Source organism: Streptomyces sp. SudanB25_2051 (assembly GCF_964272635.1).
Lineage (GTDB): Bacteria > Actinomycetota > Actinomycetes > Streptomycetales > Streptomycetaceae > Streptomyces.
Genome location: NZ_OZ186787.1, coordinates 211698 through 225345, shown reverse-complemented (window position 1 = coordinate 225345; position 13648 = coordinate 211698). Strand labels below are relative to the sequence as shown.

The window sequence follows — 13648 nt, the reverse complement described above, 5'->3', positions numbered from 1 at the left end:
GAGGAGGAGCATCCGTGACCACACAGCCCGGCAGGAGAGTCGTCGTCACCGGCGCCACCGGCAACGTCGGCACCAGCGTCGTCGCCGCCCTCGCGGACGACCCGCGCGTCGGCTCCGTCCTGGGCGTGGCGCGCCGCCGCCCCGGCTGGTCGCCACCCCGCACCGAGTGGGCGGAGGCCGACATCGAGAAGGACGGCGACCGGGAGCTGACCGCCCTCTTCGACGGCGCCGACGCCGTGGTCCATCTGGCCTGGGCGTTCCAGCCCACCCACGACCCGCTGGCCACCTGGCGGACCAATGTGCTGGGCGGCATGCGGGTGTTCCGCGCGGTCGCCGCGGCCGGGGTGCCCGCACTCGTGTACGCCTCCTCCGTCGGGGCGTACTCGCCGGGGCCGAAGGACCGGCCCGTGGACGAGTCCTGGCCGACCCACGGCTGGCCGCAGGCCGCGTACTGCCGCGAGAAGGCCTATCTGGAGCGCGTCCTCGACGGCTTCGAACCCCGCAACCCCGATGTCCGCGTCGTACGGATGCGCACCTCGTTCCTGTTCAAGGAGGCGTCCGCGAGCGAGCAGCTGCGCATCTTCGCCGGGAACCTGGTCCCCGGACGGCTCGCCGACCCGAGGTTCATCCCAGCCGTGCCCGACATCGAGGGGCTCGTCTTCCAGGCGCTGCACACCGACGACGCGGCCGACGGCTACCGCCGGGCGGTGCTGGACGACTCCGCGCGCGGCGCGTACAACCTGGCGGCCGACCCGCCGGTCAGCGCCGCCGACCTGGCCGGGCTGCTCGACGCCAAGGTCGTCCGCCTGCCGCGCCTGGCCGCGCGGACGGCGCTCGCCGCGGCATGGTCGCTGCGCCTGGTGCCGTCGTCGCCGCATCTGTTCGACGCGTTCCTGAGGCTGCCGCTGATGGACTGCTCGCGCGCCCGCGAGGAGCTGGGCTGGCAGCCCCGGCACACCGCGACGGAGGCCGTCGAGGCGCTGCTGCGCGGCCTGCGGGAGGGCGCCGGCCTGGACACGGCCCCGCTCCACCCCCGCAAGGCCGGCTGAGCGGTGGCGTAGGGCTCTCTGCCGCGTAGGGCCCCTGAAGCGGCGCGCACGGACGTCGCCGGGCCCGGCCGTGCGGGGCATGGCCGGGCCCGGCGTCCCGTACGGGTGCCTCAGTCGGGCGGCTCCATCGTCGCCGCGTCCATGTCGGCCAAGTCGGTGCCGCCGCTCCCGTCGCGCTCGGCGGTGTCCGCGTCCGTCAGGGTGAACAGGCCGCCGTCCGGGTCACGCAGCGTCGCCTGCACCCCCGGGTCGTGGGTGATCACCGTGCCGCCGTGCTGGAGGGCGGCCGTCACCCGCTTCTCGACGTCCGACACCGGGAAGTGCACCTGCCAGCGCGGCCGGATCGCCGGGTCCGGGGCCTCCTCCAGCGCGCCCGAGGACAGCCGGGCCACCGCCCGGCCGCCGCTGCGCAGCACGACCTCGTCACCCTCGTACTCCACGTCGCAGCAGCCCGGCTGCCCGCACGCCCAGTCGAGGACCTCGCCGTAGAAGATCGCCGCCTCGAACGCGTCGCGCGTGTGCAGCCGCACCCACGCGGGGGCCGCCGACCGCCAGCCCTCCCAGCCCCGGGGCAGCTCGCCCTCCCAGATGCCGAACACCGCGCCGTCCCGGTCCGCCGCCAGCGCCCCGCGCCCCATGACGAAGGCGACCGGGCCCACCGCCACCGTGCCGCTGCGCTCGCGGATGCGCCCGGCCGTCACGTCCGCGTCCCGCACCGCGAAGTACGGCGTCCAGGCGACCGCCACATGGAACGCCGACGCCAGCGCGCCGACCCCCGCGACCGCCCTGCCGCCCGACAGCGCCACGCTGAACTCCTCGCCCAGCCGCGCGGGGCGGAACTCCCACCCCATCACGGCGCCGTAGAAGTCGTGCGCGGCCCGCAGGTCGCGGGTCATGAGACTGACCCAGCACGGCGCGCCGTAGACCGCGTCGCTCCCTGCCGCTGCTGCTGCCGTTCCCGATGCCGTGGCAGCCGTCGGTTCTCTGGTCATGTGCCAACCATCCCGGTGTCGCCTCGCCGTCCTCCGACCGCTGTCCATCCTGTCACCATTCACACCTTGAGTGCCCTTTTATCTGTTTTTCATGGCGGCGCGGGTCGTCGGCGGCGCGCCACGCGTCCGGCGGAACGGCGGCGGCGGAAAACCCCTCTACGGTGTCGGATCAGTGGTCTTCCCCGAAAGGCAGTGGTGAGAATGGCCGTCGGCGCGCCCCGCGTCACCGACCCCGACGACGAGGAGACGCCGCGCGGCGACGGCCGGCGCCCCGGGGCGACCGCCGTCCGGGCGGGCGTCCCCGCCCTCGCGGCCCTGCCCCTCGCCCTGCTGGCGGCGGCCTCCGCGCTCGGGTGGTACGTCAGGCCGTCGGCGGACGAGTGGTGCTTCCTGCCGCGGATCCGCGACCACGGCGTCGCGGGGATCGTCGAGCAGTTCTACGCCACCGACAACGGCCGCCTCGCCAACGGCCTGCTGGTCGGGCTCTACGGGAAGTTCCCCGTCGCCGGGCACCAGGCGTACGCCGCCGTCAGCGCCGTGATCATGCTCGGCCTGCTGTGGGCCCTGACCGCCCTGCTGCTGCGCCGCGCCGGCCTGCGGGCGCCGCGCGGCACGGCGCTCCTGATCGCCGGCATGACCTGCGCGGTCTTCCTGCTGGCGACGCCCAACACGTACAAGACCTTCTACTGGCCCGCCGCCTCGGTCTCCCACACGCTGGCCCCGGTACTGGCCGCGGGCGCCGCCCTGCCGCTGCTCGCGGCCCGCTCCCGGCGCGGCCGGATCACCGCCCTGGTCACGGTGGCACTGGCGGGGGCGTTCATGGGCACCCTGTCGGAGGAGGCGTCGGTCGTCGCGCTGGTCGTGCTCGGCGGCGCCGTGGTCCTCGCGCCGTGGGTGTTCGCCGCGCGGGTCCGCCGGACGGTCCGGGTGTGGGCGCTGACGGGCATGGCGGGCATCGCCGCGGGCACGCTGCTGCTGGTCACCTCGCCCGGTTCGCGCAACCGCCGCGAGCGCTACGGCGCCGAGACGGTGTCCATGCTCGCCCCGGACTCGCTGGTCACGTCGCTGAAGCTGTTCGTCCGCATCCTGGAGACCGTCCTCACCACCTGGACCTACGCGGGCGCCGTCGCCGCCGGTGTCCTGCTGGGCCTCCTGGCGCGCCGCCGCCCGGACGCCGGGCCCGCGATCCTCCTGCCGTACCGGCCGCTGCGGCTGCTGGGCTTCGGCGCCCTGGCGTTCCTGGTCTGCGGCTACCTGTGCACGGTGATCACCTACCCCGTGTTCGGCACCCGCGTCCTCACCACGGAACGCACCTGGAACGACTACCTGCTGCTGTACGTCCTGCTGCTCGTCGCCGCCGGCGCCTTCGCCGGCCGGGCGGTGCGCCGCGCCGGGCGCCCGGCGCGGGCCCGCTACGGGTTGGCGGCCGCGTGCGCCGCCCTGTGCGCCGCGACCGTGGCGGGCCTCGCCGCGCCGCTGTACGACCTCGGCGGCGACATGCGGGCCCGCGCCGAGCGGTGGGACCGGCAGGACCGGTTCCTGCGGGAGCGCGCGGAGAGCGGCGCCGAGGCCGCCCCGTACACCCCGAACAGCGTCAGCCGCATGCTGGAGCCGTTCGGCGGGGGCGGCAAGCGGCAGTGGCCGGCCCGCTGCGTGGCCGACTACTACCACCTGGACCGGGTGACCCACGGCCACCGGATCCCGTAGCGCACCCCGGACACCGGGGCCACACGGGTCAGGGGCGGCCCGCACGGGCGGGGGAGCGGCCGGCGGCGGGGCGGCCGGGCGCGTCCCGCTCGGTCTCCCGCACCACGTAGTGGGGGCGCCGCTTCGCCTCGTGGTAGATCCGCCCCACGTACTCGCCGATCACCCCGAGCGTCGCCAGCTGCACCCCGCTCAGCCCGACGATCGCGGTGATCAGCGTGGCGTATCCGGGTGTGTCGACGCCGTTGAGCAGCGCGTTCGCCACGATCCACAGGGCGTAGGCGAGCGCCGACAGGAACAGCCACAGACCCGTGTGGACGGCCAGCCGCAGGGGCCGGCTGTTGAACGACAGCAGTCCGTCGATCCCGTAGTTCAGCAGCCGCCGGCCGCCCCACTTGGACGCGCCCGCCGCCCGCGCCACGTTCGCGTAGCGGAAGGTCACCGTGTCGAAGCCGATCCACGAGAACAGGCCCTTGGAGAACCGGTTGCTCTCCGGCAGCGACAGCACCGCCTCCACGGCGCGCCGCGACAGCAGCCGGAAGTCCCCGGCCCCGTCGGCGATCTCCACCTCCATGAAACGCCGCACAAGCCGGTAGTAGGCGCGGCTGAACGCCTTGCGCACCGCGCCCTCGCCGGACCGGTCCCGCTGCGCCACCACCTGGTCGTAGCCGTGCTGGCGCAGCTCCAGCATGCGCGGCAGCAGCTCCGGCGGGTGCTGGAGATCGGCGTCCATCAGGACCACCGCCGCCCCGCGCGACATCCGCATCCCGGCGAGCATCGCCGGCTCCTTGCCGAAGTTCCGGCTGAACGAGGTGTACCGGACGCGCACGTCGGCGCGGGCCAGCTCCCGCAGCCGCTCCACGGTCCCGTCGCGGCTGCCGTCGTCCACGTAGCAGATCTCGAAGTCGGCGCCCGTGGGTTCCAGCGCCGCCACCACCGCCGCGTGGAAGTCGCCGATCACCTCGCTCTCGTCGAAGCACGGGACGACGACCGAGACATCCACCATTGCCAACCCACTCCATGCACGCCGATGCGGGACGCCCCTCCGGTACCCGCCGCACACGGAAGATGCCGACCCGGCCGCCGAGGTTGCCTCCACCTCGCTACCAGCGCCGCACGGCCAGGACGCGCCCGCCACCGGGGCGGTCCGTACGGGTGCCGGCCCCGCACCGGCGCACGGCGGCGCGGCCCGCCGCGGAACGCGGACCGGTCCCGCGGCCGGAACGCGGACGGCCCCGGTGGCCGAACGTGAACGGCCCCGGCCCCCCATCAGGGGGACCGGGGCCGGGCATCGGCGCTCACGGTGTCCGCGCGGGACGGCGACGGGTCGATCACCCGCCGGCCACCCGCGCGGCCCTCCTCACCGCAGCGCCCGCAGAAGGGCCTCCTCCCGCTCCGTCGAACGGAGCGTGGACTCGGCGTCCCCGGTGCCGGTGTTGCCGTAGGACTGCACGGAGAAGTTGCCGTTCTTCGTGCTCACGTTGCCGTCACCCACGGCGGCCGCCACGGGCGCGCACACGCCCACCGCGGCCGCGGCGACACCGGCTGCCGCCAGAACCTTCTTGATCATGGTTCTTCCTTCTGTGATCGGGAACCCGGTCCCCGGGTCTCCCCTGATCAACCGGAGACCGGGTTCCCCGTCACGGGGCGGGACGGACGGCGCGTCCCGTATTCATCCGTCCGGCCCTACGGGAGGGTCACGAACGGCGCCAGGAACGCCCGCGCACCGGGCGCGTCCAGGCGGTAGGCCACATTGGTCGCGTAGCACGGGCCGTCACCGGTGATGGTCGTCGCCACCAGCGTCCGCTTCCCGTCCAGCACGGCGAAGTTCGGGCCGCCCGAATCGCCGTAGCACGCCCCGCCGTTCCCCTGCGGCGCGGTCATCTGGAGCCGCACCCACGCGTTGTTGAGCGCGTTGTACGTCACCGGTGCCTTCAGCCGCACGCCGCCGCCCGGGTGGGTGTGGCCGCCCGGACCCCGCTGCGACTCCTGCGTGCCGTAGCCGGCGACGGTGAACGGCACGTCCTGCAGCCCCTGCGGCCCGAGCGCGGCGAGCCGGCCCGCCTTCGGCAGCGCCGCCGGGGTGAACGACCAGCGGGCGGCGACCTCGGCGGCCGGCAGCTCGACGACCGAGATGTCCCGGGTGTCCTCGGCGGGGCCGGGGTACTCCGGGTGGTTGTGCGCGGTGCCCTCGACCGCGACCTCGCGGGCGACGGCCGCCGGGTCGCCGGGGTGGCGCTCCGCCGCCGCGTCCAGGGCCCCCTGCACGTCCTGGTCGAGGGAGACGAAGAAGCGGACGTTCTCGGGCCAGTCCGTGGTGCAGTGCGCGGCCGTGAGGAACGTGTCGGCGTCGATCATGGTGCCGGAGCACACCCAGTCGACCCGGTCGGGCGTCGTGGGGTCGTCGTCGTTGTCCCAGGTGGCGACGAGCGCGCCGACCTCGGTGCGCTCGGGCGCCGGGGCCGCGTTGTACGAGTTGATCGCCGAGGACGGCATCGCCGCGCCGACGACCACGGCGCAGGCGACCGCGAGCGCGGCGCTCAGGCGGGCGGGGGTGACGGTCAAGAGAAACCCTTCCGGACGGCGAGTGAACAGGTGCTTCTCCTGCGGGGTGACCGAAAGTGAACCGCGTGTAGCGGGTGCGGGGAAAGAGGGAAACCCCTGGCCCACCCCTACACCCCCCTCGCCGCCCCCGCCCCCACCGGCGCGAAGGCACCCTGACGGGCCCGGCCGCGCGCCCCGCGCGCGCCTCCCATGCGCCCTCGCGCGCCCCTCCCGCGACCCCGGCAGGACGAGGCCCTGGCCGAATATGCCCCAGCGCCCCGCTGCCGGCGGGCCCTGTGTTCGGCGCCTGCCGCACCGGTGCGCACCCTCCCGGGGGCGCGGGGAGCGGGAGGTCAGCCGCCCAGCGGGAGCCCGCCCAGCGGAACCCCACCGGTCGGCAGGCCCCCGGCCGGGAGCCCGCCGAGCAGCCCGCCGCCGACCGGAAGCCCCGCCGGCCGGCCCTCGCCGCGCCCCTTGTCCTGGTCCTGCGAGCCGAGCAGCCCGGTCGTGTTGAGGTTCGAGACGACCGGCGCGCCGACCGAGGCGGGCGGTGCGTCGGCGGCGGTGGCGGGGACGGCCGCGGCCATCCCCGCGCCCGCGATGCCGGCGCAGACCGTGAGGAGGCGGGTGCCGGTACGGATGGTCATGTGTGACTCCTGACATGAAGGGTGAACGGCTGCGTTCCAGCCGCTCTGAGCAACGACACGGGCCCCGCGGCGACACGGCGCGAAGTCGCCCCGCACCCCTTGAACTTGGTCTAGTCCAATGCCAAGCTGCTTGCGAGCCGCCCGACTTGAGTCCCCACCCAGAGGAAGGGACAACCCCCACATGTCATCGCGCAAGACCATCCGCACGGCCGTTGCGGCAGCCGCCGCCGCACCGCTGCTCGTCGTCCTGACCCCCACGCAGGCGACGGCGCACGGCACCATGTACGGCCCGGTCAGCCGGGTCGCCGCCTGCTACGCCGAGGGCCCGGAGCACCCGGACACGCAGGTGTGCAAGGACCTCATCGCGACGAGCGGCACCCAGCCGCTCTACGACTGGAACGAGGTCAACATCGCCAACGCCAACGGGCAGCACCGCCAGCTGATCCCGGACGGCAAGCTGTGCTCGGCCAACCGCGAGAAGTACAAGGCGCTCGACTGGGCCCGCACCGACTGGGCGGCGACACCCGTCACCGCCGGGCCGCTGCGCTTCAAGTACCGCGTCACGGCACCGCACCCCGGCACGATGACCGTCTACATCACCAAGCAGGGATACGACCCGAAGCAGCCGCTGAAGTGGTCGGACCTCGAGCCGGCGCCGGTCGCCGTGGCCAGCGTGGCCAGGACCGCGCCGACGGGCTGGTACGAGTTCGACGGCACCCTGCCGCAGCGGACCGGCCGGCACATGCTGTACAAGATCTGGCAGCGCAACGACAGCCCCGAGGCGTTCTACAGCTGCTCGGACGTCACGTTCTCCTCCTCCGCGGCGGCCACCGCCTCCGCCCCGAAGGCGCCGACCGAGCAGCAGATCCAGGCGGGCCTGTCCAAGTCGACCGTCAGCCACCACGGCCACGGCGGCGACACGACGGCCCAGGAGCGCAACGTGCTGCCGCAGACCCTGGCCAGCGTGGCGGCGGCGGGCCTCACCGCCGCCTGCTTCCTGACCAGCCGCCGCCGGAGGTCCTCGGCCTCCTGACGGCGCCGACACCGGCCCGGCGCGACGCCCACCGGCCCGCGCCGGGCCACCCCTTCTCGACGCGGAGCCACGCCCTTCTCGACGCGGAGCCACGCCCTTCTCGACGCCGGTCTGCCCCTTCTCGACGCGGGGTCACCCCCTTCTCGGCGCCGGGCCCGGCCCGCACCCCGCACACATGCCCCGACCCGCGCCCGCGCCGACCACCGCGCCGCGTCTACCCCATGCCCGAGCCCACCGGCGCGCGCAGGCCCGGCAGGCCGTCCAGGGGCTGCTCCGTCCACACCGTCTTGCCGTCGCGGGTGTAGCGGGCGCCCCAGCGCTCGGTCAGTTGCGCCACCAGGAACAGACCCCGGCCGCCCTCGTCGGTGCTACGGGCCCGCCGCAGATGCGGGGCCGTCGTACTGCCGTCGGACACCTCGCAGATCAGCGACGAGTGCCGGATGAGCCGCAGGTGGACCGGCCCGGAGGCGTACCGGTAGGCGTTGGTGACCAGTTCGCTGACGATCAGCTCCGTGGTGAACACCAGGTCGTCGAGCCCCCACTCCGCCAGCTGGTCCGCCGTCAGCCGGCGCGCACGCTGCGCAGCCGTCGGCCCCGCCGGCAGCTCCCAGCTCGCCACCCGGTCGCCGGCGAGGACCCGCGTCCGGGCCAGCAGCACCGCCACGTCGTCGGTGGGGTGCTCGGGCATCACCTTCCGCGTCACCTCGGCGCACAGCGCGTCCAGGTCCCGGCAGGGGCCGCTCAGCACCTCGTACAGCAGCTCCAGGCCCTCGTCCACGTCGTGCCGGCCCGACTCGACGAGGCCGTCGGTGTACAGCGCGATCAGACTGCCCTCCGGCAGTTCGAACTCGGCGCTCTCGAAGGGCAGTCCGCCGAGCCCCAGCGGCGGCCCCTCGGGCAGCTCGGCGAGGACGGGCCGTCCGTCGGGCCGCACCACCACCGGCGGCGGATGCCCGGCCCGCGCCAGCGAACACCGCCGCGACACGGGGTCGTACACCGCGTACAGGCAGGAGGCGCCCACGATCTGCTCGCCCGTCACCGGGCCCGTCGCCTGCTGCTCCCCGGCGATCCGCCCCACCAGGTCGTCCAGCTGGGACAGCACCTCGTCCGGCTCCAGGTCCAGTCCGGCCAGGGTGTGCACGGCCGTGCGCAGCCGCCCCATCGTCGCCGCCGCGGGCACCCCGTGCCCGACGACGTCGCCCACCACCAGCGCGACCCGGGCGCCCGACAGCGGGATCACGTCGAACCAGTCGCCGCCCACCTCCGTCGCGCCGCCCGCCGGCAGGTAGCGGTGCGCCACCTCCACGGCCGGGTGCTCCGGTACGTCCGCCGGCAGCAGGCTCCGCTGGAGCGAGAGCGCCGCCGTGCGCTGCTGGGTGTAGCGGCGGGCGTTGTCGATGGAGACGGCGGCCCGCGAGGCGAACTCCGCCGCCAGCGTCAGGTCGTCCTCCTCGAACGGCTCGGGCCGGTACGCCCGCCACAGGCTCACCACCCCCAGCACGGCCCCGCGCGCGCCGAGCGGCACCACCATCAGCGAGTGCGCGTCCGCCTCCGGCGGCCCCGCGGCGCCCGCCACCCCGCCCGCGGCGGGCCGCCCTCCCCCTCCCGGCACCCCGCCGGCCCCCGCCGCCGCTCCGGCGCCGGCCGTCCCGCTCGCGACGCGCGCCGCGCCGAGGTCCGTCTCCAGGACCGGCCGCCGCTCCCGCAGGCACCGCGCCTGCGCCGGGTCCGGCGCGAACACCACCTCGCCCTCGGGGCGGCGCGCCGAGGGCGGCGGCTGCTCGGTGACCCCCGCCTGCGCCGCCCGGTACAGCCGCCCCGACGCGTCCGGCGACGGCTCCCCGCCCAGGACGACCGGCTCCAGCAGGTCCACGGCCACGCAGTCGGCGAGCCCCGGCACCGCGACACGCGCCAGCTCCTGCGCCGTACGGGTGACGTCGAGCGTCGTTCCGATCCGCTCCGACGCGTCGTTCAGCAGCGCGAGCCGCCGCCGGGCCCGCTCCCGGTCGGTGACGTCCTCCACGATCTGCGTGACACCCAGCACCTCCCCGGCGGGGTCCTGCATCCGGAACGCCGACACGGCCACGATCCGCTCGCGGCCCGGCGGATCCGTCCGCAGCCGGGCCGGCTGCTCCGTGAAGATCAGCGGACGGCCGGTCTCCACCACGGAGCGCAGGGCGCGTTCCGCGGTCCGCGCGTCCGGCGCGATGAGGAAGTCGTCCATCCGCGCCCCGCGCAGCGCCTCCACGGGCGCGTCGGCGAAGCGGGCGATGGCCCGGTTCACCCGGAGGATGTCCAGGTCCGGGCCGTGCACGGCGATCCCGATGGGGCAGCGGCGGAAGATCCCGTCGAGCAGGGACCGGTCGGTCTCCCACTGGATCACCTCGTCGGCGGGGGCACCGACCAGGAACCACTCGTCCTCGCCGCGGGCCCGTACGACGAGCCGCGCGCGAAACCCCATCCGCAGCGTCCGCCCGTCGGCCCGGCGCACCGGCAGCACACCGAACCAGCCGCCCGCCCCGGCGCACGCCGTGACCGCCTCCAGCGCGGCCTCCCGGTCCTCCGGGGCGATCAGCGCCTCCAGCGCGCGGCGGCCGATGACGTCCTCGGGCCGGAAGCCCAGCAGGTGCTCGGCCAGCACGCTCCATCCGACGACCGCGCCCCGCGCGTCCAGGACGGCCGTCGCCGCCCGGTGAAGGGAGAACGGGTCTTCCGGGCTCTCGGTGAACGTTCGCAGCGGCGTGTCCATCGCCATCACCCTCGTACGGGAGGACGGCCCCGGCAAGCGCTGCCGGGGCCCGGAGCCCGGCCGAACCGGGCCCCGGCGCGGGGCGGGCCGGGCCGGAGCACGGGGTCGCCCCGCTCAGCCCTGCGGGCCCGGCGCGGGCGTGAGGACGACGAAGTCCGCGCCGGCCGGGTCGACGCAGACCGCCAGCCGTCCCACGTCCGGCGCGTCCTCGGGACCCATCTGGACCCTGCCGCCGCCCGCCTGGACCTTCTCGACCGTCGCGTCGCAGTCCGCCGAGCCGAACACCGGGTGCCAGTACGGCTTGCCGCCCGTCAGCTCCAGGTGCTCGGAGGGCAGTTGCATCATGCCGCCGTGCATCCGCTCGTCCGGCTGCCCGGCCGGGGTGATCAGCGCGTACGTGCCGCCGCCGCCCGGCAGGTCCACGTCCTGCGTCCGCCAGCCGAAGAGGTTGCCGTAGAACTCCTTCGCACCGGCCATGTCCGTGGTGTACAGCTCGGTCCACGACAGGGTGCCGGTGTCGTCCACCGCGTCGACGCCCTTGGTGGAGCCCGGCTGCCACACGGCGAACTGGCCGCCCTGCGGGTCGGTGAACTGCGCCATCCGGCCCTCGCCGCCCGCGTCCATCGGGGGGACGCGGACCGTGCCGCCCGACTGCCGCACCGTCTCGGTCGCGGCGTCGGCGTCCGGGACGCAGAAGTAGATCATCCACGCCGGGCGGGCGCCCTCCTCGGTGAGCTTCCCGAGCCCGGCGACGGTCTTCCCGTTCAGCCGGAAGGCCCCGTAGTCGTCCGAGTCGGGGCTCATCGGCTGGTACTCCCAGCCGAAGACGGAGCGGTAGAACTCGGCGGCCGCCTTCACATCGGGCGCGCCGAGGTCCAGCCAGCACGGCGAGCCGGCGACGAAGTCAGTGGTGATCACGCGCTTTCCTTCGGTCGGGTGGGCGTGCCCGGCCGGCCGGGCACCGGGTCCGGGCGGGGCGTGGGCCCCACGGCAAGCGTGGCACCCCCGCCCCGCGGCCGCCCGCCCGTGACGGTCGAACCGGTGAACACGCCGCCGCCGCGCGGGGCCGCGCCCGCGGGCGCCCGCCTGCCCGGCGCCCCGCCGGAGCCCGCCGCCCCCGCACGGGCCCGCGCCCGCCGGAAGCCGCCCGTCCGGCGGGCCGTCAGAAGGAGTGCGGGTGGCGGAACAGCCGCCCCGGGTCGTACGCGGCCTTCACCTTCGCCAGCCGCGTGATGTTCGCCCCGTAGTAGGCCCGCCGCCAGTCGCGCAGCGCCGGGTCCGTGTAGTTCTGGTAGGCCTGGCCGCTCGCCCACGGCCGCATCGCGTCGTACGTGCCGTCCAGCCACGCCCGGTGCCGGGCCACCGTGCCGGCCGTCGCCCGGTCCGGCCACGACACGATGTACTGCGCGAGGAACAGCGCGTTCCGGTGGACGAACGCCGTGTCGCCGGGCCGCACCCGGTTCACCGCGCCGCCCATGGCGTCCAGGGCCACGCTGCCCGCCCCGCCGCCGGTCAGCCGGGCCAGCCGCTCCACCCGCGCGATCAGGGCCCGCACCCCGTCGGCCGGGACGGGCCGCGTGTAGAAGTCGGAGCGGGCCGCGTACGACTCGCGCGCCACCCGCCCGCGCGGGTTCCGGCCCGGCAGCGTGCCCTTCTGGTGCGCCTCCGGGACCGGCCAGCCCGACACGCCGCCCATCACCTTCATCGCGTCCATGAACGACCGGGTGCGCACGGACGCCGAGCGGGGCGCCGCGCCGATCCGGTCGGCGAGCCGGTCGAGCCGGTTCTCCAGATCGGCCCGGCCGGTCAGCGCCAGGCCGCCGGCCCGCACCGCGCCCGGACGGCCGCCGACCGGCGCGGACAGGTGCAGATTGGCCCAGATGCCGTCCGGCGCGGTGGGCGCCCAGCGCTGCCACTCCCGCACGACGGCCGCCGCCCGCGCCCACGGCCAGCTGAGGAAGAACGTGGTGCACGAGGGCGCCGGATGGGTCCGCATCCGCAGCTCGGTCACCACGCCGAACTGCGCGTTGCCGCCGCCGCGCAGCGCCCAGAACAGGTCCGGGTCGCGCCGGGCGTCCACGTCGCGTATCCGCCCGTCGGCCGTGACGATCCGCGCGCCCGTCAGACTGTCGCTGGTCAGCCCGTACGCCCGGCTGACCACGCCGATCCCGCCGCCCAGCGCCAGACCGGCGACGCCGACGGTCGGGCACGAGCCGGCCGGCACGGTCCGGCGGCGGGCCGTCAGCCGGTCGTACACGTCGATGAGTTTCGCCCCGGCGCCGATCTGCGCGGTCCCGCCGGGCGACATCGACACGGACGCCATCGGCTGCACGTCCACCACGAGCCCCGGCCCCGACGACCAGCCCGCGTACGAGTGGCCGCCGCTGCGCACCGACACGGGCACGCCGTGGCGGCGGGCGAACTCCAGGCAGGTGCGCACGTCCTCGGGGCGGGCGCAGTACGCCACACCGGCCGGGCGCAGCCCGTCGAAGCGCGGGTTGAACAGGGTGCGCGCCGTGTCGTAGTCCCGGTCGCCCGGCCGCACCAGCCGCCCGTCGAGCCCGCGCGCCAGCGCCGCCCAGTCGCCCGCGCGCGGCGCGCCCTTCGGCGGGGGAGGGGCGGACGCGGCGGGCTTCCGCGCGGGCGGCGTGGAGGCGGCGGGCTTCGGCGGGGTGGCGGCCGCGCCCGTGAGGAACGCGCCCGTCACCGCGGCCGCGCCCGCGCCGAGCAGCCGCCGCCGCGAGGCACCCCCGCCGCCGTCCGTCCGCACGCCCCCGCCCGCCGGGTCCGTCCGCCCCTGCGCCGTGCCCGGGTCCGTGCCCGTCCCCGCCGTCGCCCCGTACGCCCGCGTCCGCTCCGTCATCCGTATCCCCACCGCTCCGTCCGGTCTGCCTGCGGTGGGGAGGATGAGCGCAACGGCCGCCGGGTTC

The 13648-nt window shown here is 75.8% G+C and carries 11 protein-coding genes; 3 read left to right on the top strand and 8 right to left on the bottom strand.

Annotated elements, in window-relative coordinates; translation table 11 throughout:
- The first annotated feature begins 14 nt into the window (after positions 1-14).
- Entirely contained in the window at positions 15-1049 is a 1035-nt protein-coding gene (locus ACSUPT_RS01050; protein ID WP_361663675.1) for an NAD-dependent epimerase/dehydratase family protein, read from the top strand.
- A gap of 110 nt (positions 1050-1159) precedes the next feature.
- Here the strand turns inward: ACSUPT_RS01050 and ACSUPT_RS01045 are convergent, their stop codons facing one another.
- Positions 1160-2041: a VOC family protein gene (locus ACSUPT_RS01045; protein ID WP_404143928.1), complete on the bottom strand. Its 882-nt coding sequence runs from the start codon at positions 2039-2041 to the stop codon at positions 1160-1162.
- Positions 2042-2242: 201 nt separating this feature from the next.
- Between ACSUPT_RS01045 and ACSUPT_RS01040 the strand changes: the two genes are divergently transcribed.
- On the top strand, positions 2243-3748 hold the full coding sequence (locus ACSUPT_RS01040; RefSeq protein ID WP_436943213.1) for a DUF6056 family protein: 1506 nt from the start codon (positions 2243-2245) through the stop codon (positions 3746-3748).
- A 28-nt stretch (positions 3749-3776) separates the two neighbouring features.
- On the opposite strand, the gene ACSUPT_RS01035 is transcribed toward ACSUPT_RS01040, so the two are convergent.
- The 4 genes from ACSUPT_RS01035 to ACSUPT_RS01020 form a co-directional block, all read right to left on the bottom strand.
- Positions 3777-4751: a glycosyltransferase family 2 protein gene (locus tag ACSUPT_RS01035; RefSeq protein ID WP_351965265.1), complete on the bottom strand. Its 975-nt coding sequence runs from the start codon at positions 4749-4751 to the stop codon at positions 3777-3779.
- Positions 4752-5105: 354 nt separating this feature from the next.
- Positions 5106-5315, bottom strand: coding sequence for a hypothetical protein (locus ACSUPT_RS01030; protein WP_351965264.1), 210 nt, complete (start codon positions 5313-5315; stop codon positions 5106-5108).
- 116 nt (positions 5316-5431) lie between these two features.
- Entirely contained in the window at positions 5432-6310 is an 879-nt protein-coding gene (locus tag ACSUPT_RS01025; protein ID WP_351965263.1) for a trypsin-like serine protease, read from the bottom strand.
- Positions 6311-6642: 332 nt separating this feature from the next.
- Positions 6643-6936 carry a hypothetical protein gene (locus tag ACSUPT_RS01020; RefSeq protein WP_351965262.1) on the bottom strand — a complete coding sequence of 98 codons (294 nt, stop codon included), beginning with the start codon at positions 6934-6936 and terminating at the stop codon, positions 6643-6645.
- Between the two features lie 181 nt (positions 6937-7117).
- Between ACSUPT_RS01020 and ACSUPT_RS01015 the strand changes: the two genes are divergently transcribed.
- The gene (locus ACSUPT_RS01015) at positions 7118-7969 is read left to right on the top strand and encodes a lytic polysaccharide monooxygenase auxiliary activity family 9 protein (RefSeq protein ID WP_351965261.1); all 852 of its coding nucleotides are present in this window, start codon (positions 7118-7120) and stop codon (positions 7967-7969) included.
- A 214-nt stretch (positions 7970-8183) separates the two neighbouring features.
- Here ACSUPT_RS01015 and ACSUPT_RS01010 read toward each other — a convergent pair whose 3' ends face one another.
- From ACSUPT_RS01010 to ACSUPT_RS01000, 3 genes are all read right to left on the bottom strand, one after another.
- A complete protein-coding gene (locus tag ACSUPT_RS01010) occupies positions 8184-10718 on the bottom strand; it encodes a SpoIIE family protein phosphatase (protein WP_399218128.1) in 2535 nt (844 codons plus the stop codon).
- Positions 10719-10832: 114 nt separating this feature from the next.
- The gene (locus tag ACSUPT_RS01005; RefSeq protein WP_399218129.1) at positions 10833-11636 is read right to left on the bottom strand and encodes a VOC family protein; all 804 of its coding nucleotides are present in this window, start codon (positions 11634-11636) and stop codon (positions 10833-10835) included.
- Positions 11637-11880: 244 nt separating this feature from the next.
- Positions 11881-13581 carry an FAD-binding oxidoreductase gene (locus tag ACSUPT_RS01000; RefSeq protein WP_436943211.1) on the bottom strand — a complete coding sequence of 567 codons (1701 nt, stop codon included), beginning with the start codon at positions 13579-13581 and terminating at the stop codon, positions 11881-11883.
- Between the last annotated feature and the right edge of the window lie 67 nt (positions 13582-13648).

Coding starts and splice junctions, on each gene's coding strand:
- ACSUPT_RS01045 (WP_404143928.1), bottom strand. CDS start 2,041: ATGACCAGAGAACCGACGGCTGCCACGGCATCGGGAACGGCAGCAGCA.
- ACSUPT_RS01040 (WP_436943213.1), top strand. CDS start 2,243: ATGGCCGTCGGCGCGCCCCGCGTCACCGACCCCGACGACGAGGAGACG.
- ACSUPT_RS01035 (WP_351965265.1), bottom strand. CDS start 4,751: ATGGTGGATGTCTCGGTCGTCGTCCCGTGCTTCGACGAGAGCGAGGTG.
- ACSUPT_RS01030 (WP_351965264.1), bottom strand. CDS start 5,315: ATGATCAAGAAGGTTCTGGCGGCAGCCGGTGTCGCCGCGGCCGCGGTG.
- ACSUPT_RS01020 (WP_351965262.1), bottom strand. CDS start 6,936: ATGACCATCCGTACCGGCACCCGCCTCCTCACGGTCTGCGCCGGCATC.
- ACSUPT_RS01015 (WP_351965261.1), top strand. CDS start 7,118: ATGTCATCGCGCAAGACCATCCGCACGGCCGTTGCGGCAGCCGCCGCC.
- ACSUPT_RS01010 (WP_399218128.1), bottom strand. CDS start 10,718: ATGGACACGCCGCTGCGAACGTTCACCGAGAGCCCGGAAGACCCGTTC.
- ACSUPT_RS01000 (WP_436943211.1), bottom strand. CDS start 13,581: ATGACGGAGCGGACGCGGGCGTACGGGGCGACGGCGGGGACGGGCACG.